The following is a 20,387-nucleotide window of genomic DNA, read 5'->3' on the forward strand; positions in this document are numbered from 1 at the left end:
GCGATCAGGATGGGAGAATCCTATCGGGGTAGCCAATGAGTGATAAGACCTCGAAAATGCGTTAGTTTGTCCCACATATGGAACAGTGAGACATTCCCATGCAAGACCTCAACGACCTTTTCTACTTTGCCCGCGTGGTCGAAGCCGGTGGTTTCGCAGCCGCCGGGCGCCAGCTGGGCATCCCCAAGTCCCGCCTGTCGCGGCGCATCGCCGAGCTTGAGGAACGCCTGGGCACCCGCCTGTTGCAACGCACCACCCGGCAACTGAAGCTCACCGCCGTGGGCGAGCGCTACCTGCACCACTGCCAGGCCATGCTGCTGGAGGCCGAAGCCGCCGACGAAGCGGTGGCCAGCATGAGCAGCGAGCCGCGTGGGCGCTTGCGGGTGTCCTGCCCGGTGGCGCTGGCCCACGCGTTCCTGCCGGATGTCGTCAGCCGTTTTCTCGAGCAGTATCCACTGGTGCAATTGGACATGGTGCTGCTCAACCGCCGCGTCGACCTGATTTCCGAAGGCATCGACGTGGCTTTGCGGGTACGCGACCTGGGCGATGAAGACCCGGCCCTGGTCACCCGCCGCCTGCGCCAGGCACAGATGCAGCTGGTTGCCGCACCGGGTTTCGCCGACCACATCCGCGAACCCGCCGAACTGGCCTCGTTACCGGTGCTGGGCGCCGCCGAAGCGGACCGCCTGGTACACTTTCGCCTGTTCGGCCCCCACGGTAAACGGCAGGAAATCGCCCTGGAACCGCGGCTGGCCATCGATGATTTCGTAGTACGTAATGCAGCCGTACGGGCTGGCCTCGGGTTTACCGCACTGCCCAGCATGTTCTGCGAAGAAGAACTGGAACGTGGCGAACTGGTGCGCCTGCTGCCGGACTGGTCGCTACCGGGCGGCTACCTGCAGGCGGTGTACCCGCACCGCCGGGGTTTGCTGCCGGCGGTACGGGTGTGGATCGACCATCTGGCGGCGTCATTCGAGGCCTGTGGAGAACAGTATGTCTGAGCGAAGCCTGAGCGAAGCCGAGGTGGCGGCGTTCTGCCTGAGCCTGCCAGGGGCGCGGGAAGACTGCAAATGGGGCGGCATCCGGGTGTTCTCGGTGGCGGGCAACAAGATGTTCGCGGTACTCGACCTGGCGGGCGCGGGGTTGTCGTTCAAAGTGGCCGACGAGCTGTTTCTCGGCTACTGCGACCGCCCGGGGGTGCGGCCTGCGCCGTATCTGGCGCGGGCACGCTGGATCAGCATGGCGCCGCCCTACCCGATGGCGCGCGAGGAACTGTGTGATTTGCTGCGGCGCTCGCACCAACTGGTGGTGCGGCGCTTGCCCAAGCGGCTGCAGGCAGGGTTGCTGTTGTATCCTTGCGATCAACCAAAGGCTAGATAACGCCCGTCAAGAAACAGCCAGTGCGCCCAGAACACCTGGTGCAGCAGCACGATGCCCCAGCACACCAGCTGATACGAGACCTTGCGCGTCTTGTGCCGAAACAGCTGCTGCGCCAGCAGTGCCCCCGGCCAGCCACCCAGCAGCTCACTGCCATGCAGCACCTTTTCCGGCGTACGCCAGGCTTGGCTGCGCGCCTGTTGTTTATCCTGCCAGTACAGCAGCAGGCTGATCAGGCTCATCGCCGGGTACAACGCCAGCAACCACCAGGCTTGGTCGAGCCAGGCCATGCGCGCCACTCCCTGGCCTGGCAACAGGCACAGCAGGCCCAACAGCAGCAGCTTCAGGCGCACCTTGCGTACGCCCTCCCGCGGCGCTGCCCTTGTTGCCTCAGCCATGTGCCGTCGCCCAGTCAACCCAGCCGAACTGCCAGGTCGCCAGAATCAACAGGCCAAAGGCGATGCGATACCAGGCAAACGCCGCGTAGCTGTGGTTGGCAATGAACTTGAGCAGCGCACGCACTGCGATCATGGCGAAAATGAACGAGGTCACGAAACCAAGGGCAAAGACCGGCAGGTCGCCGGGCTGGAACAGTTCGCGGTACTTGTAGCCAGAGTACACCGCGGCCCCCACCATGGTCGGCATGGCCAGGAAGAACGAAAACTCGGTGGCAGCCTTGCGCGACAGGCCGAACAGCAGGCCGCCGATAATCGTCGAACCGGAGCGCGAAGTGCCCGGAATCATCGCCAGGCACTGGATGAAGCCGATCTTCAGGGCATGGCTCCAGCGCATGTCGTCCACGTGGTCGACCTCCACACGGTGCTGGCGACGCTCGGCCCAGAGCATGATCACCCCACCCACCACCAATGCCGCCGCTACAGTGATCGGGTTGAACAGGTATTCATGGATCAAGTCGGCGAACAGCACGCCCAGCACCACTGCTGGCAGGAATGCCAGCAGCAGGTTGCCGGTGAAACGCCGCGCCGTCGGCTGGCTGGCCAGGCCGAAGACCACGTCGAGAATCTTGCCCCGGAACTCCCACACCACCGCCAGGATCGCCGCCAGCTGGATGATGATGTTGAACGCCATGGCCCGTTCGCCAGCAAACCCGATCAGGTCGGCGACGATGATCTGGTGACCGGTACTGGATATCGGCAGAAACTCCGTCAGCCCTTCGACCACACCCAAGATGATTGCCTGAAAGGCAGTCCAAAAATCCATCATTCCCCCGCTGGGGCGCTGCTCGTTGCAGGCCCCTTGTTCTTGATTTGCTTGAAATTGCCGCGCGCGGCCTGGCTGTTTTACAGCGTCTGTTGGGCGCAATGCCAGCAGAAAAGTTCGCCCCGTCTAAAGGTTTCATCTTGCGCGGCCGACATCCTAGCAGAGCGCCTTTGCAATCGCCTCGTACGACCGCTGCAGGCTATCAGTCGCATAGCACTTAGCCATTAGTCGAGTAGGGCCATGGCGGAAAGCATGCTTGGATGCACCGGAATAAAAAGAACAATGCGGGAGCTGTGGATGAAAACCCTGAGATCGATGTCTATCAGCCGCCGCCTGTGGCTGATCCTGCTGGTCGCGGTGGCCATGCTGCTGGTGCTGGGCCTGCTGATGCTGCGCCAGATCCATGGCGACCTGTACCAGGCCAAGGCGGAAAAGACCCGCCACGTGGTGCAGACTGCCGCCGGCGTACTGGCTTATTACCAAGGCCTGGAGACGGCCGGCACGCTCAGCCGCGAGGCGGCCCAGCAACAGGCGTTGCAAGTGGTGCGCGCGCTGCGCTACGACCATGACGACTACTTCTGGATCAACGACCTGGGGCCGAAGATGATCATGCATCCGGCCAACCCCAAGCTCGACGGCCAGGACCTGTCAGGCATTCGCGACCCCGACGGCTTTGCGTTGTTCAACGAGATGGTCGCCCTGGCCCGCAAACAGGATGCCGGGCCGGTCAACTACCGCTGGCCCAAGCCCGGTGCCAGCGAGCCAGTGGCCAAGACCTCGTATATCCAGCTGTTCAAGCCGTGGGGCTGGATCATCGGCTCGGGCGTCTACGTCGATGACGTGCAGGCCGAGTTCAACCGCCAGTTGCGCGACGCCTCGCTGGTCGGCCTGGCCATTGCCCTGCTGATGGCGCTGGTAGTGATGCTGATTGCCCGCAGCATCGCCCGCCCGCTGCAGGAAGCAGTGCAGGCCATGGGCAACATAGCCAGCGGCGAAAGCGACCTGACCCGGCGCCTGGACACCCACGGCCGCGACGAAATCACTTATCTGGGCGAGCACTTCAACCGCTTCAACGGCAAGCTGCAAGGTGTGGTCGGCCAGTTGCAAGGGGCGGCCCATGCCCTCGCCCAGTCGGCCGGGCATGTGGGTGACAATGCCGGTGCCGCACAGCAGCACAGCGCCCAGCAATCGCTGCAGATGGACCAGGTGGCGACCGCCGTCAACGAGGTCACCTACGCCGTGCAGGACGTGGCCAAGACCGCCGAGCAGGCGGCCGGGGAAATGCGTACTGCGCAGCAGCAGGTGGCGCACGGCCAGCAGGCCATCCACGGCAGCCTGGCGCAGATCGACCAGCTGTCGCTGACCATTGACCAGGCCGTGCAGGTGATCCGTGACCTGGCCGGGCACAGCACACGCATCGGTGGCGTGCTGGACGTGATCCGCTCCATCGCCGAGCAGACCAACCTGCTGGCGCTGAACGCGGCCATCGAGGCGGCACGGGCCGGCGAGCAAGGCCGAGGCTTTGCGGTGGTCGCCGACGAAGTGCGCCTGCTGGCGCAACGCACGGCGCAGTCGACGGCCGAGATCCACACCATGATCGAGCACCTGCAAAGCCAGTCGGACGCTGCAGTCAAGGCCATCGACACCAGCAGCGAGGCCTCGCGCCAGACCGTCGAGCAAGCCCGCGAAGCCGGTGCCAGCCTGGACGCCATCAACCAGGTGCTGAACAACCTCACCGCCTTGAACGCCTCGATTGCCAGCGCCACCTTGCAGCAGTCGCATGTGGTCGAGGAGATCAACCGCAACGTGCTGGATACCGCCGGCCTGTCGCAACAGACCGCCGATGCGGCGCGGCAGTCCAGCGAAGCCGGCGCGGCGCTGGGGCGGTTGAGCGAAGAGCTGGAACAGCTGTTGCGGCAGTTCAAGGTGTAACGTCAGGAATACCGGGGCTGCAAAGCAGCCCCGAATGCCCCGACGCCCTACACCTGGCCCAACCGACCCGCTACAATCGCCGCTCTTTCCGATAGTCTCTCCAAGGATCGCCGATGTCCGGCCTTGAACTCATCGCCGCCGTCCTCGGCGTCATCGCTGTCTGGCTCACGGTCAAGCAGAACGCCTGGTGCTGGCCGATCGGCCTGGTCATGGTGCTGATCTATGGCTGGCTGTTCTACGAGGTAAAGCTGTATTCAGGCATGCTGCTGCAACTGGCCTACGCCCTCCTGCAGTTGTATGGCTGGTGGCAATGGAAACGCCCGGGCCATGCTGAAGACGCCCGCCAGGTGTCGCGCCTGCAGCGCCCGGCGCTGCTTACCGGCCTGGCCACCGGGGTGCTGCTGAGCGCCGCGCTGGGCGCTGCCATGGCCAACTGGACCGACGCCGCCCTGCCCTGGCTGGACGCCAGCCTGACCGGCTTCAGCCTGGTCGCGCAATGGTGGATGGCACAAAAACGCCTGCAGTGCTGGCCGCTGTGGGTGGCAGTCGACATCATCTACGTAGGCCAGTACCTGCACCAACAACTGTACTTCACGGCGGGCTTCTTCGTCGTGCTCACCGTCATTGCCTTGCGCGGCTGGCTGGAATGGCATCGCGACCCGGCACTGGTACAGCCATGAGCGCGGCCCAGGCGATGAAAGTACTGGTGCTGTGCGGCCCGGAATCCAGTGGTAAAAGCTGGCTCAGCGGCGTGATCCAGACGCATTTCGGCGGCGTGGTGGTGGCCGAATACGTGCGCCACTTCATTGACCGGGAATGCCGCGACACCTGCTACGCCGATATTCCCACGATCGCCCGCGGCCAATTGGCGTGGGAAGACCGCGCCCGTGCCAAGGCGCCGCCACTGCTGATTCTGGATACCCACCTGCTCAGCAACATGCTCTGGAGCCAGGCCCTGTTCGGAGATTGCCCGGCATGGCTGGAGCCGGCGTTGCTCGCGCGGAAGTATCACCTGCACCTGTTGCTGAGTCCGCAAGGGGTGGACTGGGTAGCTGATGGCCAACGCAGCCAGCCAGCGCTGAGCGATCGCCAGCGCTTTTTCGACGACAGCCTGCACTGGCTGCAGCGGCATCACCAGGCGTACAAGATAATCGAGGGCGATTGGCCGCAGCGCCAGTTGCTGGCTCTGCAAACAGTAGCTAGTCTGATTGATAGCGATGCGCCAGCTAGCCCCACCATGTGTTAAACCGCCGACACAGTGCGGTGGGCCAAGGCTCCCGAAACTGCGGGGGCCTTGCCCGGTTCCGCCGCCAGTGTCAACGTGCTGAAACACCGGCGCAAATCCCTTCCCGCGCAAAGCCTCCCCTTGACCTGGCCGATAGACCCCGCAGTTGCCTGTTTCACGGCTGAGACAGAACACGCCGCAGTTTGCCACGCCCGCGCGCCAACCTGTTGATCCATAACGTTTTCCCAAAAGCGGCACACCTTCTGCTTTCCCGTTCGCATCGCTGCGGGGCCAGCACGCACAGAAGGAGTTGCCGTCGTGAGGAAAACTGACAAAGGCCTTCATCACCTGCTGTTGCTGGGCTGCGTGTTGGGTTCGTTGAGCCTGACCGCGCAGGCAGACAAGGGCATCATCATCATTACCCGAGACGTGCAGACGCGTAACGCGACGGTCCCGCCGCTGATCCCCGATCCGTCCCCCACCACCGTCAATGCCAACCCGTCTGCCCACGTCCTCAGGCAAACCAATGAATTGAGCGATGGCGACTTCGCCAACATCAGCAGCGGCGCCGGCATCAGCAACATGATCACCCAGCAGACCAACCATCTCGGCGGCAACCTCGGCAATCAGACGCAACTGCCCAACCTGTCCGGCGGGCGTGGCACAGGCTCCGGCAATGGTATTGCCAACATGGTCAACTCCAGCGTGCAGCGTGGCCTCGCCCCGCTGCAGATCCTGACCGGGGGAGGCAAGTGACATGAAGTCCTCCCTGCTGATCCTGGCCACACTGTGCAGTGCCTCGGCGCTCGCCCAATCGCCAGTCCCCGTGATCAACCACGCTGACATCGACAGCTCCGGTAGCCGCTACCAGGGCAACCTCTCGGTCAACCAGGCCGCAGGTGACCAGCAACAGCAGGCGAATGCGCGCGCCATTGCCGTCGGGCCTGAAGCACACGCCAGCACCCAGATACGGCAACGGCTGGGTACCCCCGCCAACCCGGCAATGGATGCCGGCGCGGCTATCCAGGGCAACGCCTTCAGCAACGGCAGCGGTGCCCTCGGGGTCAACCAGAGCGCCGGCGCCAATACCCAGCAAGCGAACGCACTGAGCATCAGCGTCGGTGCCCAGCCGCAAAGCATCGATGACAGCGTCCTCCTGCAGCAGAACGTGGCGCTGCTCAACAGCTCCGGTCCAATTGACACGCCAACTGGCCATCGCCAGGTCACCACCAGTGACCAGGCCTTCACCGGTAGCCGTGGCGTGATCCAGTTGAACCAGAGTGCCGGGGTGGGAAACCGCATGGCCAACACCCTGAGCATCCGGGTCGCGGATTGACCCGTTCAGTCAAGAACGACACTTAACCTGATAACGTACGGAGAATCACCATGAAACCCTCGATGGCAATCAAGCCTCTGGTTTTCGCAATTGCTGCGGTCATGGCTGTTGCTGTACAAGCTGAACAGAACGGCCGGAGTGGCGGGCACCACAACGGTCACCACAATAACGGGCAGCACACGCCTCCTCCCACCAGGATCCCTGTGTTTGCCACTGCCAACGCCATTGACAGCCAGCGCAGCACCGGCAACACCATCACCAACCAAGGCACCGTCAACGAAGCCGAGATGAGCAGCTCGGCCACCGGTGCCAGCGGCAACGTGGGGGTCAACGTGGCAGCCGGTAACGGTAACCAGCAGGACAATGCCGCGGCCATTGCCAACGCATCGTCCGAGTCCAGCCTGGATAACAGCTTCGTGTTCGGTACCGCCGAAGCCACCGCTGACGTTCGCCAGTTCAGCAACAACAACCGCGTCGACAACTGGTCCACGCAGAACTCGGCAGTGATGACCGGCTCGGCCGATGGCGCAGAGGGCAACGTCGGCGTCAACATCGCCGGTGGCGACCTGAACCAGCAGAAGAACACCATGGCCATCGCCAACACGGGTGCTCCGCTGGGCAATGCCACTGCCACCGCCTCGGCCGAGCAGAACGGCCCGGGGCTGGTGGTCAACAACGGCGCCGACCGCACCTACCGCGTGGACACGCTGACCTTCACCACCAGCAAGAGTGGTTCCAGCTCGCGTGAGGGCACGTTCAACTCGACCGACGACCGCAGTGCTTCCTCGAGCTTCAGCGTGGCCGGCTCGCAAAGCGCCAGCTCCAGCGGCTCCAATGGCTGGAGCTCCAGTGGCTCGAGCAGCACCAACGCCAGCGGGTCGCACAGCGCCACTGCCAGCGGCTCCAACAGCTGGAACGCCAGTGGCTCGATGGCCGGCAACGCCAGTTCGTCGAGCAGTTCCAGCCTGAGCGCCACCCTGGCCGCTGCAGCTGATGCTACCCGTACCCTGAGCACCGATGACGGCCGCCGCGAGCGCACCCGCACCGACAGCTTCGATGCCTCGCTCAATGCCTCGCTCAACGTGGACGTCGACCGCTCGCAGGAAAGCGCCTATGACGCATCGTTCGAGAAGGCATTCGATTCGTCGTACGACAAGACTCGGCAATCGAGCTACGAGAAGTCTCGCGACTCTTCGTATGAAAAGGCCCACGAGTCGTCGTATGCCAATGCATCGGAATCGGCGTTTGAAAAGTCTGGCGAGAAGTCGTCGCAATCTTCGAACGACGTGTCGAAGAGCTACAGCGAAAGCAGTGCCTACGACTTGAGCAATACCGTGTCCTTCCAAGTGCTGACCCCGACCGGCTGGGCCAACCCTGTCACCAACACTGCAACCCTTAGCGGTTCGGTGAATGGCGGCAGCGGCAACCTGGGCGTGAACGTGGCGGCTGGGGTGGGCAACCAGCAAAGCAACTCGCTGGCCATTTCCAACACCTCGTTCTGATCGCTGTGCTTGAGGCCCCCTTCGGGGGGCCTTTCCAGAAGACGAAGGGAAGGCATCCGATCATGCGTATTATCGCCTTGGCGTGTCTGCTGTGCCTGGCCAGCGTGAGCGAGGCTGCACAAATGCCGCTGTCCGTCCTGCCGGGCGGCGCGGTGGTATTCAAACCCGTCCAGAGTGTGCGCGAGCGCAAGTTTGCCGACCTGGTGCAACAGAAAACCGACTTCAGCTGCGGCGCCGCCGCCCTGGCCACCATCCTGCGCCAGGCTTACTGGCTGGATGTGGACGAGCAACAGATCATCGAAGGCATGCTGGCCCACGCCGACCAGGACCTGGTGCGCACGCAAGGCTTCTCGATGCTCGACATGAAACGCTACGTGGAAAGCCTCGGCATGCGTGCCCGCGGCTACCGGGTGGCGCCCGAGACCCTGCACAGCGTGCGCATCCCGGTCGTGGTACTGATGGATGTACGCGGCTACAAACACTTCGTGGTCATGCAGAAAGTCGACAAGGGCTGGGTGTATGTCGGTGACCCGGTGCTGGGCCACAAACGCTACAAGGTCGACGATTTTCTCAAAGGCTGGAACGGCATCATCTTCGCCGTGATCGGCCAAGGCTACGACAAGAACAACGTCTTGCTCGACCCGCCCCTGCCACTGACCGCCAAGGGCCGGGTGAACGACTTCACCCCGGTGCAGGATGCCGAGCTGCTGGACTTCGGTTTCATCAAGAGCGATTTCTTCTAACGACTCGTCGAACGACAAGGGGCATTGACGCTCCGGGGAGCAAGCATGAGGAATCCATTGTGGCTGGCCATGGCGTGTCTGACAGCCAGCCTGCCCATCCAGGCCGAATCCTTCAGGCCCGTCGAACTGAAGGACCATGAGCTGGCGAGTTTGCGTGGCCGTTATGTGATGCCGGGGCGCATCGTCAGTTTCGGCATCGTCATGACCAGCACCTGGCAGAATGCCCATGGCGACGTGATCGGCGCGACCAGCACCCTGCAGGTACAGCAGTCGACCATCAAGCCGCAATTCTATGTGTCGATGATCGACGAACAAGGCGGCGGCACGGCGTCAGCCGGGGCCCCTGCTGCCGGCAATGGTACCGTGACGGGTGGTGCCGGGCTTGCCACCACCGAGGGTGTCACCCAGGTGGTCCGCGCGGCGGGCGACAACAATACCGCCTACAACAACGTCGACATCAATGTGACCAAGGCCAGCCAGGCGCCCACCGCGCAACCGCAGGGCCAGGCGCTGGGCACCGGCCAGACGCTGACCGGCGAAAACGGCGCAGGTGCGCTTAGCGTTTCCGCCAGCGGTATGGGTGTGCAGTTCACCATCAACGCCAGCAATAACCAGGGTAGCAGCATGCAGCGCCTGGCCCAGGGCGGCCTGATGCAGAACTCGACGCTGCTGGGCAGCGGCAACCGCGTCAACAACATCACCTCACTCAACGTGGTCATGCGCGAAAGCGTGCCGACAGCGGCTTCGCTGAACGGCAGCCTCGACCAGCTGAAAGGTCTTCGTACTTTTGGATATTGATCTACGCTCAGTTCCATCAAAAGTAGTCGGCAGGGACGGCAATTCCATGCACCGATCGTTAACGCTCAAAGCTTTTGTATGTTTGACCAGCCTGGCCCCGGCCACCTTCCTCTATGCAGCTGCCGACCCAGAGGTCGAGGCCCTCAAGCAGGAACTTATCGAATTGAAGCGCCGCTACGAAGCCCAGCAGCAAGCGCTGATGGTGCTGGAGCAGCGCGTGCGCCAGGTTGAGGAAACCCCTGCAGCGCCCCCGCCAAAACGCCTTGTCAAATCCCCTGCCGAAGGGGTCAAAGGCGGGCAAACCGTCGCCTCCGGCGCGCCGGGTACCACCGGCAGTTCGTACGGCCAGGCGCTGACGGCCGATTCCGAGCCGGCGCAGAGTGTATCCAACCTGTATGACGAGGCCAGCGGCTTTTTTGGCGGTGGCAAGTTCAGCTTCGAAACCGGTCTTACCTATACCCACTACGACACCCGGGCGCTGGTGCTCAACGGTTTCCTGGCGCTGGACTCGATTTTCCTGGGCAGTATCAACCTCGACCGGATCAAGGCCGACAACTGGACCCTGGACATGACAGCGCGCTACAACCTGGACCAACGTTGGCAGTTTGATATCAACGTCCCGGTGGTCTACCGCCAGTCCACCTACTCCTCCGGTGGTGCGGGTGGTGCCGGGGCGAGCACTTCGGATGAAACCGTGACGCGCGACCCGGAAATCGGCGATATCAACGTCGGCATCGCCTACAAGTTCCTCGACGAAGACGAGACCTGGCCCGATGCCGTGGCAACCCTGCGCATCAAGGCCCCGACCGGCAAGGACCCGTATGGCATCAAGCTGCGCGAAGTGCCCGGCAACGACAACCTGTCGGTACCCGAGAGCCTGCCGACCGGCAACGGCGTCTGGGCGATCACCCCGGGCATCTCGCTGGTCAAGACCTTCGACCCCGCCGTGCTGTTCGGCAGCCTGTCCTACACCTACAACATGCAAGACTCGTTCAGCGACATCAGCCCGCAGGTCAACAGCAAAGTCCCGGGTGACGTAAAGCTGGGCAACTCGTGGCAGATCGGCGGCGGTATCGCCTTTGCCCTCAACGAGAAGATGAGCATGTCGTTCTCGGTGTCCGACCAGTTCGCCAGCAAGAGCAAGATCAAACCGGATGGCGGCGACTGGCAGTCGATCTCCAACAGCGACTACAACGCCGCCAACTTCAACATCGGCATGACCTTCGCCGCCACCGACAACCTGACCATCGTGCCCAACCTGTCCATCGGTCTGACCGACGATGCGCCAGACTTTTCCTTCAGCCTGAAATTCCCCTACTACTTCTGATACTTGCCATTGTCCGGGCCGGTGCGCGCGGCCCGGACTTTGGTTACCAGCCGTGTAGCGAAACGTGTTCCCTGGCCCAGGCTGTTATCATCCAGCACAGATGTATGACGTTTTGATGGCAAAAGGGAATTTTTTGTGAAGAACCTGTCAGACCACCTACCTACCCGGCTTGCCGCACTGGCAACTCTGGTCCTGGTGATCCCACTGGGTACGCGCGCCATGCTGGGTTGGTCCAACCCGCTCGGTTACCTGTCCGACATGGCCCTCGGCAGCCTGCTGGTATTGCTGCTGCACCGCCGGCCCTGGTGGCTGGCCTTACCCGTGCTGCTGGCATGGGCCGCCTTGTGGGTGGCCTCGGCTGAACTGGTGAGCGCGGTAGGCAGGTTGCCTACCAGCGCCGACCTGGCCTACCTGGCCGACCCGCAGTTCATGGAGAATTCGACTGGCGGTGGCCTGGCCCATGCCTGGCTGCCCTGGGCGCTGGGCATCGGCCTGCTGGCCTGGCTGGCCAGCACCTGGCGCCACCGCAACCAACCCAGCCAGCCGCTGCCACGCAAGGCCTGGGCCATTCCGCTGCTGCTGATCGCTGGCCATTGGGGCAGCCAACACCTGGCGCCTGCCGACGCCGAGCAATGGCGGCTGTACAACCTCCCCCATCAACTGATGTCGGCCGCCGCCGGCGATCTGCAGCGCCACGTCGAGGGCTGGACGGGCCAGACCCAAACCTTCACGCCGCTGGCCAGCAGTGGCCTGACCCAATCCGACCTGCATGGCCAGCGCCTGCTCGCCGGGCCGGGCACGGCCCGCAACCTGCTGCTAATCACCGTGGAAGGTATCCCCGGTGCCTACCTGCGGCCTAACCGCCAGGCCCTGCATAGCCGCTTCGACACAGAGCTGATGCCCAGGCTCAGCCAGTGGGCCGAACGCGGCATGAACACCCCGGACTACGTGCTGCATACCCATCAGACCATCCGTGGCCTCTATGCCATGCTTTGTGGTGATTACGACAAGCTGGCCAACGGCACGCCCAAGGGGGTCGAGCTGCTGACCCAGAACGAACGCAACCAGGCCTGCCTGCCGGCGCAGCTGCGCCAGGCCGGCTTCACCACTCACTACCTGCAGGGGGCCGGCCTGCGTTTCATGGCCAAGGACCGCATCATGCCGCACATCGGCTTTGATGCAGTGCATGGCGTTGAATGGTTCCGCAACAGCAACTACCTGGAGTTTCCCTGGGGCAAGGACGACCGGGCCTTCTTCGAAGGTGCGCTGGGCTATGTCGACCAGTTGCAGAAACAGGACAAGCCCTGGATGCTGACCCTGCTCACCGTGGGCACCCACCAGCCGTACTCGGCACCTGACAAATACCTCGAGCGCTACGACACACCGAAACAGGCGGCCGTCGCCTACCTCGATGACGCGCTGGGTGCCTTCCTCGACAGCCTCGAGCGCCAAGGCGTGCTCAAGGATACCCTGGTGGTGATCACCTCCGATGAATCCCATGGCATCGATGGCGTGCGCCTGGCCTCGTCGTGGGGCTTCAACCTCACCCTGGCGCCTGATCAGGCGCAGTTGCCACGGATCAAGCGTGGCACCTACGGCCATGTCGACCTGGCGACCTCGCTGCTGGACTACTTTGCCCTGCCCATTCCCATGGCGCTGGGTGGGCGCTCGCTGTACCGCGACTATGACAGCGGTCGCGAAATGATCTCGTACACCAACAGCATGCTGCGCTATCACGACGGCCAAGGTGTGTTCACCGAATGTGACTTCCAGCAGCGCTGCCGGCGTTATGCCAGCGAGGGTTTCATCGCCGACCGGGCACGCTACCTTGGCCCGGGCGACAGCCTGATCGGCCAGCAGATCGCAGCGCTGGCCGGGGTGCTCGACCAATCCCTGCAACACACACCGCTGAACCTGCGCTACCAGTTCGGTGGCCCATCGCCGATCCGCCTGCGCAAGCGTATCCAGGATGACTGGGCTGACAACCTGATCGGTGCGCAGTACCTGGAAATGCCCGAGGGCACGCACACCCGCGTGCGGGTCAAGGTACGCTCGCTGGACCCAAAGCGCGCCGCCTATATCCAGCTCAAGGCCAAGCAGTCGGAACAGGACGTCCCGCTGGGCTTGCCTGAGCAGATGAAAGTCACCGCCGATGAGCCATTGGAAATGGAGTTCGGCTTTGACAACCCGACCGCACGCAAGGCGTTTTCCTTCCACTTGCTGGGCTATGGCGGTGGCCAGGTGGAAGTGAGCGACTTCAGCGTGGTTACTGCGCTGCCCGGCGAAGATGACGTCACGGAGGAAATGGCCGACGGGCATATTGCCCATTCGGGATGACTGACGATGCCGCTCATCGGGCTGCCAGTATTGCCTGTCGATTCTGGCCACCGGTGCTCGACCAGTGTGTGAACCCCTAGAGCGGAGACAGCACCATGAGCACCAGCGAAAGCAGGCACCCGGTGGTTTCCCGCAGCCAGTGGCTGGCGGCCCGCCAGCAGCTGTGGCTGCACGAAAAGGCCTTTACCCACCACCGCGACGCGCTGGCCGCAGCGCGTCGCGCCTTGCCCTGGGTAAAGGTCGAGCAGGACTATCGCTTCCAAGGGCCCGATGGCGAACTGGACCTGGCTGGCCTGTTTGCCGGTCGCAGCCAGCTGTTGATCTACCACTTCATGTTCGCAGAGGGCTGGACCGAAGGCTGCCCCGGCTGCTCGTTCCTCGCCGACCATTTTGATGGCGCCAACCTGCACCTGGCGCACCATGACGTGTCGCTGGTAGCAGTGTCGCGGGCACCGTATGCGCAATTCCAGGCGTTCCGCCAGCGCATGGGCTGGCGTTTTGCCTGGTATTCAGCACACGGCAGCAGCTTCAACGAAGACTTCGGGGTGAGTGTTGGCCGCGAAGGCCAGCGCCAGTACAACTACGCGCCGTATGACGGTGAGGAAAGCGAGTTGCCCGGGCTGAGCGCGTTCTACCGGGAGCCGGATGGCAGTGTGTACCACACCTACTCCACCTATGCGCGCGGGCTGGATATCCTGGTCAATACCTACAACTTCCTCGACATCGCGCCACTGGGGCGCAACGAAGGCGGGACCATGGACTGGGTACGGCACCATGACCGCTATCAAGGGCAGGCAGAGCCAGGCCATTGCTGCCACGAATGACCCAAGCCGAGCGCAGCGCTGGCAGGAGCGGCCTTGCGCGACACGAGGTCGCCCCTACAAGCTGTCACATCACGCGCGCACGCCCAGCATGCCGCGCTCGACGATGAAATCGATCACCGCCTGCAGCCCCTCGCCCTTCTTGAGGTTACTGAAGGTCCACGGCCGCTGCGGGCGCATGCGCTGGGTATCGCGCGCCATCACCTCCAGCGAGGCGCCCACATAAGGCGCCAGGTCGGTCTTGTTGATGACCAGGAAGTCCGACTTGGTGATCCCGGGGCCACCCTTGCGCGGTATCTTCTCGCCCTCAGCCACGTCGATCACGTAGATAGTCAGGTCGGCCAGCTCCGGGCTGAACGTGGCGCTGAGGTTGTCACCGCCACTTTCGACGAAAATCACCTCCAGGTTGCCAAACCTGCGCGCCAGTGCTTCGACCGCCGCCAGGTTCATCGAGGCGTCCTCACGTATCGCCGTGTGCGGGCAGCCGCCGGTTTCCACGCCGACAATGCGCTCCGGCTCGAGGGCACCGGCTTCGGTAAGGATGCGCTGGTCTTCCTTGGTGTAGATGTCGTTGGTCACTACCGCGATCTGGTAGTGGTCACGCATGGCCTTGCACAAGGCCTCGAGCAATGCGGTCTTGCCGGAGCCGACCGGGCCGCCGACACCGACGCGCAGGGGTTGTTGATAGCTTTGCATGCAGGCAGTCCTCAAGAGCGGAACAAACGGGTGTATTGGGTTTCGTGACGCGACGAGGCAATGGCCAACATCGGCAAGCCACTGCCGAGCTGGTCATCGCCCAGGGCCAAGGCCTGGTCAAGGGCGGCCGGCAAGCCTGCGCCCAGTTCGCGTAGCAAGGTCTGGGCAGCCTGCTGGCCGAACGGCACCAGCTTGACCCCGGCCATTACCGCGCCCTCCAACCAGGCAAAGGCATGGCCCAAGGCCAATTGGCGCAGCGGGATTGCCCAGTGCGCGGCCAGCCAGGCCATGCCGCCCAGCTGGGTAAGCTCAAGGCTGGCACGCCAGGCTGGATCCTGGCCCAGCTGCCAGCCGTCGAGCAGCCGTGCCAACGCCGCACCGCGTTGCTGTTCTTCCAGGCGCAGCTCGGCGGTTTCGCGGTTGGCCAGCAGGAACCGGCTCCAGTGGCCGAAGGCCAGGGCGTCCTCGGCCTGGCAGGCGCGATACAGGCGGGCCAGTACCGGCCAGTCGAGGCCGGCCAGGGTGTCGTCGATCTGTTCACGCTGCCATGCGGCGAAACCGTCCACGCCCCGGACCCAACCCGCCTCGACCGCCCACTCCAGGCCTTGCGAGTAGGTGAAGCCGCCCACCGGCAAGCCCGGGCTGGCCAGCTGCAGCAGGCGCAGCAACGCCAGGTCGCTGTCCATCAACCGGCCAGTACCAGTGCGGCGCCGGCCAGCAGGCCACCGCCAAAGGCTTTCTGCAAGCCGCTGTGGCGGCGCAACAGGCAACCGACGGCAAAGCCGACCGCCAGCAGCAACCCGCTGACGGCGACAAAGCCGGCGCTGAACTGCCAGAACGCGCTTGGCGTCGCTTCCACGCCATGGGCCCAGCCATGGAACAGGGCGAACACCGGCATGGCCATGGCCAGCAGCAGTTGCCGAGCGGGTAGCAACACGGCCGCTGCAGCCACCAGCAGCGACACGGCGATCAGGGTTTCCATGCCCAATACGTCGCCGAACAGATGACCACACAGCGCACCGCCGAACATGGCCACCAGGGTAGCCGCAGGCAGCGCCAGGCTGCGCCGGGTCAACGCGGCAAGTACGCCGGTGCCGAGCAACATCAGCAGGTGGTCAAGACCGGTCAGCGGGTGCAGCAAGCCATCCTGAAGCGGCTGGCTGTCGTGGCCCGGGTGGGCGAAAGCCGGCAGCGCCAGCATCAGCAGAAACAGGGCGAACGTCTTTTTCATTGGTTGCTCCAGGCAGTTCAGGAATGGGCGGGCAAGCGCACGAACGGGTGATCGTGCGCATGACCATGGCTATGGCCATGACTATGGTTATGCGATGCGCTCTGATAGGCCCCCGCCTCCGGCTCGAACGGCGCTTGCTCGGCCTCCACCGTCAGGCCCAGGCCACGCAGCATGTCGTCGAGCACATGGTCGTGCTGGAAGCGCAACAGGCCGGGTTCGATCTGCAACGGCACATGGCGGTTGCCCAGGTGATAGGCAGCGCGCGCCAGCAGGTGCGGGTCGGCGCAGCGCACCGTGGACACAGCCTCCGGCGCCGCCAGCACGCGGATCAGCTGGGTGCCCTCGGCGTCGCCCAGCAGTTCGCCGCCGCGTAGCAGGTGGCCGCGCTCAAGCATCAGCCCGGCTTCGCGGCCATCGTCGAGGGTTACCCGCAGGCGGCTCTTGATCCGGCTGTCCACATCAAGGGTGACGCTGCCGGTTTCGCCGTGCGTGCCGGGGTCGTTGATTCGGCGGGTCAAGACAATCATCGTTCCTCCTTCAGAACAGGAAATAGCGCTGGGCCAGCGGCAGTTCGCGGGCCGGCTCGCACACCAGCAGTTCGCCATCGGCACGCACCTGGTAGGTCTGCGCGTCGACTTCGATCAGCGGTTGCAGGGTGTTGTGGAGCATGTCGGGCTTGCGCACCCGACGGCAGCCCTGCGCCACGCCGATCAGGCTGCGCAGGTTGAGTTGCTCGGCCAGGCCGCGGTCCATCGCCGCCTGCGGCAGGAAGGTCATGCGCGTGGCATGCCGCGCCGCGCCCAGGGCGCCGAACATCGGCCGGTAGTGCACCGGTTGTGGCGTGGGAATGGAGCCGTTGATGTCGCCCATGGGGGCGGTGACGATCATCCCACCCTTGATCACCAGCGCCGGCTTGACCGCAAAGAATGCCGGCGACCACAGCACCAGGTCGGCCAGCTTGCCCGCTTCCACCGAGCCCACTTCATGGCCGATGCCATGGGTCAGCGCCGGGTTGATGGTGTACTTGGCGATGTAGCGCTTGACCCGGAAGTTATCGCTGTAGCTGGTGTCCGGCGCCAGTGGCCCACGGCGCAGCTTCATCTGGTGGGCGACCTGCCAGGTACGCAGCACCACCTCGCCCACCCTGCCCATGGCCTGTGAGTCGGAGGACGTCATGGCAAAGGCGCCCATGTCGTGCAGGATGTCTTCTGCGGCAATGGTCTCGCGGCGGATGCGCGACTCGGCAAAGGCCACGTCCTCGGCGATGCTCGGGTCCAGGTGGTGGCAGACCATGAGCATGTCCAGGTGCTCGTCCACGGTATTGACCGTGTACGGCAGGGTCGGGTTGGTCGAGGACGGCAACACGTTGGCCTGCCCCGCCGCGCGGATGATGTCCGGCGCATGCCCGCCGCCAGCCCCTTCGGTGTGGAAGGTATGGATGGTGCGTTCGCCGATCGCCGCCAGGGTGTCTTCAATGCAGCCGGATTCGTTCAGTGTGTCGGTGTGAATCGCCACCTGGATGTCCATTTCCTCGGCAACCCCCAGGCAGCAGTCGATGGCCGCCGGTGTCGAGCCCCAGTCTTCGTGCAGTTTCAGGCCCACGGCGCCGGCGGCTATCTGCTCGCGCAGCGCTTCGGGCCGCGAAGCATTGCCCTTGCCGAGCAAGCCGATGTTGATCGGCAGGCTGTCGGCGGCCTGGAGCATGCGCGCCAGGTACCAGGGGCCGGGGGTACAAGTGGTGGCGTTGGTGCCGGTGGCTGGGCCGGTGCCACCGCCAATGAAGGTGGTCACGCCGCTGTTCAGCGCCTCGTCCACTTGCTGCGGGCAGATGAAGTGGATATGTGAATCGACGCCGCCTGCGGTGACGATCTTGCCTTCGGCCGCGATCACCTCGGTACCCGGCCCCACCGGCACAGTGACGCCCGGCTGCACATCGGGGTTGCCAGCCTTGCCGATCACCGCGATGCGCCCGCGCTTGATACCGATATCGGCTTTGACGATACCCCAGTGGTCAATGATCAGGGCGTTGGTCAGCACCAGGTCCATGGCCTCGGCAGCCAGCATCTGGCCCTGCCCCATGCCGTCGCGGATGACCTTGCCGCCACCGAACTTGACCTCTTCGCCATAGACCGTGAAATCCTGCTCGACCTCGACCCACAGCGCGGTGTCGGCCAGGCGCACGCGGTCGCCCACGGTGGGGCCGAACATGTCGGCATAGGCCCGGCGTGAAATACGGCTCATGCCTTGCCCTCCAGCGCACCCATCACCTTGCCCTGGAAACCAAATACCTCGCGCTTGCCGGCGTAGGCCACCAGTTGCACGGTGCGCGCCTGCCCCGGCTCGAAGCGCACCGCGGTGCCGGCGGCAATGTCCAGGCGAAAGCCCAGGGTCGGCGCGCGGTCGAACACCAGCGCCTGGTTGACTTCATAAAAGTGATAGTGCGAGCCGACCTGCACCGGCCGGTCGCCATGGTTGGCCACGCTGACGCTGACCGTCGCGCGGCCGCTGTTCAGCTCGATGTCGCCGTCGGCGACCTGGATTTCACCTGGGATCATGCAGGGCTCCTTGGCTATTTCAGACGATGGGGTCATGCACGGTCACCAGCTTGGTGCCATCCGGGAAGGTCGCTTCGACCTGCACGTCGTGGAGCATTTCGGCAATGCCCGGCATCACCTGCTCACGGGTCAGCACTTCGCGCCCCAGGCTCATCAGTTCGGCTACGCTGCGGCCATCGCGAGCGCCTTCGAGCACTGCGGCACTGATCAGCGCTACCGCTTCCGGGTAGTTGAGCTTCAAGCCACGGGCCAGGCGCCGCTCCGCCAGCAACGCGGCGGTAAACAGCAGCAGTTTGTCTTTCTCTCTCGGGGTAAGCTCCATGGCGCTCTCTCAGGTGGCCCAGATACGCGGGGGGCAGGCAGGCAGGCCAAGGACAGCCGGGCGCAGCACATGCCACAGGCGTTGCAGGGTGCGTTGCAGGTGTTGGTTGTCATGGTCGAGCAGACGTATCACCAGCAACGACCCGAGCAGGGTCGCGCCGGCCGGGTTGCCCAGTTGTTCGAGCAGCGGGCGAACCTGCCCCAGGACGGCCTGGTCGGCAGGTGCAGCGCAAAAGGTGGCCAGCAGCGGGTGCCCGCCAAGCTTCTCCAGGCGCCCGCCTTCGACACGCAGGCGCTCGTGCAGGCCCACTTCGTCGGGCAGTTCGATGTGCAGGCGGCTGTCGACGGCACCTTGGTCAAAACGCTCGCTCATCACCGGGCGCCCCAGACATAGGGTTTCCCAGGCCAGCAGGCGTGCCCCCGGCTCGAGGATGAAACGGCTGTCGAGGCTGGCGCGGGCGCCGGAGAAGAATATGCTGTCCTGCGGCAGCCACTCCAGGGTGCTGCCGGCGGCCAGGTGAAAGCGCTGGGCCAGCCGCGCGGTCGGGCCGATGCTGCGGTAGAACTTGCTCGCGCCGGGCATGGTCAGCAGCGCGTGGCTGCCCGGCTCCAGCTGGATGTCCAGTTCCAGGCGGTCGCCGCCGACGATGCCGCCGGGTGGGTGCAGCACGTAGACATGGCACGGCGCACCTTCCGGATAGAAAGGCCGCTGCACCAGAAGAGGTCCGGAATGCCGCCACGCACCAAGGCGGGTCACCGTGTCGCGCCTGACGAAGCGCAACTGCAGGTAGGCGCTCCAGCCAGTGTCGTCTAGTGTTTGTTCGATCTGCTCCGCGAGCGACATCCTGCGGCCCCTGAAATCCGTGGCCTGCTGGCCGTTTAGAGGGTCAGGCATGCACGCCTGGGGCGCGCGCGGCCTGACCACTCGATCAAATTCGCAGGCTGGATATAGCAGGTTGTGGGCC

At 64.3% G+C, this 20,387-nt stretch carries 23 protein-coding genes and 1 pseudogene; 14 read left to right on the forward strand and 10 right to left on the reverse strand.

What is annotated here, in order from left to right; translation table 11 throughout:
• The first annotated feature begins 98 nt into the window (after positions 1-98).
• The gene (locus tag B4L76_RS12625; protein WP_296232904.1) at positions 99-1,001 is read left to right on the forward strand and encodes a LysR substrate-binding domain-containing protein; all 903 of its coding nucleotides are present in this window, start codon (positions 99-101) and stop codon (positions 999-1,001) included.
• Positions 994-1,380: an MmcQ/YjbR family DNA-binding protein gene (locus B4L76_RS12630; RefSeq protein ID WP_296232905.1), complete on the forward strand. Its 387-nt coding sequence runs from the start codon at positions 994-996 to the stop codon at positions 1,378-1,380. Before B4L76_RS12625 ends, B4L76_RS12630 begins: the two co-directional genes overlap by 8 nt.
• Here B4L76_RS12630 and B4L76_RS12635 read toward each other — a convergent pair.
• Together B4L76_RS12635 and B4L76_RS12640 are read right to left on the reverse strand one after the other, a co-directional pair.
• Complete coding sequence (locus tag B4L76_RS12635; RefSeq protein WP_296232906.1) at positions 1,362-1,775, reverse strand: DUF1294 domain-containing protein; 414 nt, start codon at positions 1,773-1,775, stop codon at positions 1,362-1,364. The two genes, B4L76_RS12630 and B4L76_RS12635, sit on opposite strands and share 19 nt — an antisense overlap.
• Complete coding sequence (locus B4L76_RS12640; RefSeq protein ID WP_296233185.1) at positions 1,768-2,598, reverse strand: undecaprenyl-diphosphate phosphatase; 831 nt, start codon at positions 2,596-2,598, stop codon at positions 1,768-1,770. Before B4L76_RS12640 ends, B4L76_RS12635 begins: the two co-directional genes overlap by 8 nt.
• A gap of 387 nt (positions 2,599-2,985) precedes the next feature.
• On the opposite strand from B4L76_RS12640, the pseudogene B4L76_RS24340 reads away from it, so the two are divergent.
• The 12 genes and pseudogenes from B4L76_RS24340 to B4L76_RS12695 all read left to right on the forward strand — a co-directional run.
• Positions 2,986-3,657 (forward strand): annotated as a pseudogene (locus B4L76_RS24340) (cache domain-containing protein); the annotation flags it as partial.
• Between the two features lie 138 nt (positions 3,658-3,795).
• Positions 3,796-4,530 carry a methyl-accepting chemotaxis protein gene (locus B4L76_RS24345; RefSeq protein ID WP_414707190.1) on the forward strand — a complete coding sequence of 245 codons (735 nt, stop codon included), beginning with the start codon at positions 3,796-3,798 and terminating at the stop codon, positions 4,528-4,530.
• Between the two features lie 113 nt (positions 4,531-4,643).
• Entirely contained in the window at positions 4,644-5,210 is a 567-nt protein-coding gene (gene pnuC / locus B4L76_RS12650) for a nicotinamide riboside transporter PnuC (protein ID WP_296232908.1), read from the forward strand.
• Complete coding sequence (locus B4L76_RS12655; protein ID WP_296232909.1) at positions 5,207-5,776, forward strand: AAA family ATPase; 570 nt, start codon at positions 5,207-5,209, stop codon at positions 5,774-5,776. Before pnuC ends, B4L76_RS12655 begins: the two co-directional genes overlap by 4 nt.
• Before the next feature lie 297 nt (positions 5,777-6,073).
• A complete protein-coding gene (locus B4L76_RS12660; protein WP_296232910.1) occupies positions 6,074-6,511 on the forward strand; it encodes a hypothetical protein in 438 nt (145 codons plus the stop codon).
• Position 6,512: 1 nt separating this feature from the next.
• The gene (locus B4L76_RS12665) at positions 6,513-7,091 is read left to right on the forward strand and encodes an adhesin (RefSeq protein WP_296232911.1); all 579 of its coding nucleotides are present in this window, start codon (positions 6,513-6,515) and stop codon (positions 7,089-7,091) included.
• A gap of 50 nt (positions 7,092-7,141) precedes the next feature.
• Complete coding sequence (locus tag B4L76_RS12670) at positions 7,142-8,593, forward strand: heme utilization protein (protein ID WP_296232912.1); 1,452 nt, start codon at positions 7,142-7,144, stop codon at positions 8,591-8,593.
• Positions 8,594-8,655: 62 nt separating this feature from the next.
• Entirely contained in the window at positions 8,656-9,336 is a 681-nt protein-coding gene (locus B4L76_RS12675; protein WP_296232913.1) for a C39 family peptidase, read from the forward strand.
• Positions 9,337-9,381: 45 nt separating this feature from the next.
• Positions 9,382-10,134, forward strand: coding sequence for a hypothetical protein (locus B4L76_RS12680; protein WP_296232914.1), 753 nt, complete (start codon positions 9,382-9,384; stop codon positions 10,132-10,134).
• A gap of 46 nt (positions 10,135-10,180) precedes the next feature.
• On the forward strand, positions 10,181-11,461 hold the full coding sequence (locus tag B4L76_RS12685) for a hypothetical protein (protein WP_296232916.1): 1,281 nt from the start codon (positions 10,181-10,183) through the stop codon (positions 11,459-11,461).
• A 135-nt stretch (positions 11,462-11,596) separates the two neighbouring features.
• On the forward strand, positions 11,597-13,798 hold the full coding sequence (locus B4L76_RS12690; protein WP_296232917.1) for an LTA synthase family protein: 2,202 nt from the start codon (positions 11,597-11,599) through the stop codon (positions 13,796-13,798).
• Between the two features lie 95 nt (positions 13,799-13,893).
• Complete coding sequence (locus tag B4L76_RS12695) at positions 13,894-14,622, forward strand: DUF899 domain-containing protein (RefSeq protein ID WP_296232918.1); 729 nt, start codon at positions 13,894-13,896, stop codon at positions 14,620-14,622.
• A 69-nt stretch (positions 14,623-14,691) separates the two neighbouring features.
• Here the strand turns inward: B4L76_RS12695 and ureG are convergent, their stop codons facing one another.
• The 8 genes from ureG to B4L76_RS12735 are packed head-to-tail and all read right to left on the reverse strand — an operon-like array spanning position 14,692 to position 20,266.
• Positions 14,692-15,315, reverse strand: a complete 624-nt coding sequence (gene ureG, locus B4L76_RS12700; RefSeq protein ID WP_296232919.1) for an urease accessory protein UreG — start codon at positions 15,313-15,315, stop codon at positions 14,692-14,694.
• An 11-nt stretch (positions 15,316-15,326) separates the two neighbouring features.
• A complete protein-coding gene (locus B4L76_RS12705) occupies positions 15,327-16,001 on the reverse strand; it encodes an urease accessory protein UreF (protein WP_296232920.1) in 675 nt (224 codons plus the stop codon).
• On the reverse strand, positions 16,001-16,546 hold the full coding sequence (locus B4L76_RS12710) for a HupE/UreJ family protein (protein ID WP_296232921.1): 546 nt from the start codon (positions 16,544-16,546) through the stop codon (positions 16,001-16,003). Before B4L76_RS12710 ends, B4L76_RS12705 begins: the two co-directional genes overlap by 1 nt.
• Positions 16,547-16,563: 17 nt before the next feature.
• The gene (gene ureE, locus B4L76_RS12715; protein WP_296232922.1) at positions 16,564-17,073 is read right to left on the reverse strand and encodes an urease accessory protein UreE; all 510 of its coding nucleotides are present in this window, start codon (positions 17,071-17,073) and stop codon (positions 16,564-16,566) included.
• 10 nt (positions 17,074-17,083) lie between these two features.
• Positions 17,084-18,787 carry an urease subunit alpha gene (gene ureC / locus B4L76_RS12720; protein ID WP_296232923.1) on the reverse strand — a complete coding sequence of 568 codons (1,704 nt, stop codon included), beginning with the start codon at positions 18,785-18,787 and terminating at the stop codon, positions 17,084-17,086.
• The gene (locus B4L76_RS12725; protein WP_296232924.1) at positions 18,784-19,101 is read right to left on the reverse strand and encodes an urease subunit beta; all 318 of its coding nucleotides are present in this window, start codon (positions 19,099-19,101) and stop codon (positions 18,784-18,786) included. Before B4L76_RS12725 ends, ureC begins: the two co-directional genes overlap by 4 nt.
• A gap of 19 nt (positions 19,102-19,120) precedes the next feature.
• The gene (locus B4L76_RS12730) at positions 19,121-19,423 is read right to left on the reverse strand and encodes an urease subunit gamma (protein WP_186674355.1); all 303 of its coding nucleotides are present in this window, start codon (positions 19,421-19,423) and stop codon (positions 19,121-19,123) included.
• Between the two features lie 9 nt (positions 19,424-19,432).
• Entirely contained in the window at positions 19,433-20,266 is an 834-nt protein-coding gene (locus B4L76_RS12735; protein WP_296232925.1) for an urease accessory protein UreD, read from the reverse strand.
• Between the last annotated feature and the right edge of the window lie 121 nt (positions 20,267-20,387).

The sequence above is a fragment of the Pseudomonas sp. UBA4617 genome, from assembly GCF_002386445.1.
Taxonomy (GTDB): domain Bacteria; phylum Pseudomonadota; class Gammaproteobacteria; order Pseudomonadales; family Pseudomonadaceae; genus Aquipseudomonas.

What these genes read in the sequence shown, in the direction of transcription:
- B4L76_RS12670 (WP_296232912.1), top strand. Translation starts at nt 7,142, where the DNA reads ATGAAACCCTCGATGGCAATCAAGCCTCTGGTTTTCGCAATTGCTGCG.
- B4L76_RS12640 (WP_296233185.1), bottom strand. Translation starts at nt 2,598, where the DNA reads ATGGATTTTTGGACTGCCTTTCAGGCAATCATCTTGGGTGTGGTCGAA.
- B4L76_RS12680 (WP_296232914.1), top strand. Translation starts at nt 9,382, where the DNA reads ATGAGGAATCCATTGTGGCTGGCCATGGCGTGTCTGACAGCCAGCCTG.
- B4L76_RS12685 (WP_296232916.1), top strand. Translation starts at nt 10,181, where the DNA reads ATGCACCGATCGTTAACGCTCAAAGCTTTTGTATGTTTGACCAGCCTG.
- B4L76_RS12675 (WP_296232913.1), top strand. Translation starts at nt 8,656, where the DNA reads ATGCGTATTATCGCCTTGGCGTGTCTGCTGTGCCTGGCCAGCGTGAGC.
- ureC (WP_296232923.1), bottom strand. Translation starts at nt 18,787, where the DNA reads ATGAGCCGTATTTCACGCCGGGCCTATGCCGACATGTTCGGCCCCACC.
- B4L76_RS12625 (WP_296232904.1), top strand. Translation starts at nt 99, where the DNA reads ATGCAAGACCTCAACGACCTTTTCTACTTTGCCCGCGTGGTCGAAGCC.
- ureE (WP_296232922.1), bottom strand. Translation starts at nt 17,073, where the DNA reads ATGATTGTCTTGACCCGCCGAATCAACGACCCCGGCACGCACGGCGAA.
- B4L76_RS12730 (WP_186674355.1), bottom strand. Translation starts at nt 19,423, where the DNA reads ATGGAGCTTACCCCGAGAGAGAAAGACAAACTGCTGCTGTTTACCGCC.
- B4L76_RS12735 (WP_296232925.1), bottom strand. Translation starts at nt 20,266, where the DNA reads ATGTCGCTCGCGGAGCAGATCGAACAAACACTAGACGACACTGGCTGG.
- ureG (WP_296232919.1), bottom strand. Translation starts at nt 15,315, where the DNA reads ATGCAAAGCTATCAACAACCCCTGCGCGTCGGTGTCGGCGGCCCGGTC.
- B4L76_RS12655 (WP_296232909.1), top strand. Translation starts at nt 5,207, where the DNA reads ATGAGCGCGGCCCAGGCGATGAAAGTACTGGTGCTGTGCGGCCCGGAA.
- B4L76_RS12695 (WP_296232918.1), top strand. Translation starts at nt 13,894, where the DNA reads ATGAGCACCAGCGAAAGCAGGCACCCGGTGGTTTCCCGCAGCCAGTGG.
- B4L76_RS12635 (WP_296232906.1), bottom strand. Translation starts at nt 1,775, where the DNA reads ATGGCTGAGGCAACAAGGGCAGCGCCGCGGGAGGGCGTACGCAAGGTG.
- B4L76_RS12630 (WP_296232905.1), top strand. Translation starts at nt 994, where the DNA reads ATGTCTGAGCGAAGCCTGAGCGAAGCCGAGGTGGCGGCGTTCTGCCTG.
- B4L76_RS12705 (WP_296232920.1), bottom strand. Translation starts at nt 16,001, where the DNA reads ATGGACAGCGACCTGGCGTTGCTGCGCCTGCTGCAGCTGGCCAGCCCG.
- B4L76_RS12725 (WP_296232924.1), bottom strand. Translation starts at nt 19,101, where the DNA reads ATGATCCCAGGTGAAATCCAGGTCGCCGACGGCGACATCGAGCTGAAC.
- B4L76_RS24345 (WP_414707190.1), top strand. Translation starts at nt 3,796, where the DNA reads ATGGACCAGGTGGCGACCGCCGTCAACGAGGTCACCTACGCCGTGCAG.
- B4L76_RS12665 (WP_296232911.1), top strand. Translation starts at nt 6,513, where the DNA reads ATGAAGTCCTCCCTGCTGATCCTGGCCACACTGTGCAGTGCCTCGGCG.
- B4L76_RS12710 (WP_296232921.1), bottom strand. Translation starts at nt 16,546, where the DNA reads ATGAAAAAGACGTTCGCCCTGTTTCTGCTGATGCTGGCGCTGCCGGCT.
- pnuC (WP_296232908.1), top strand. Translation starts at nt 4,644, where the DNA reads ATGTCCGGCCTTGAACTCATCGCCGCCGTCCTCGGCGTCATCGCTGTC.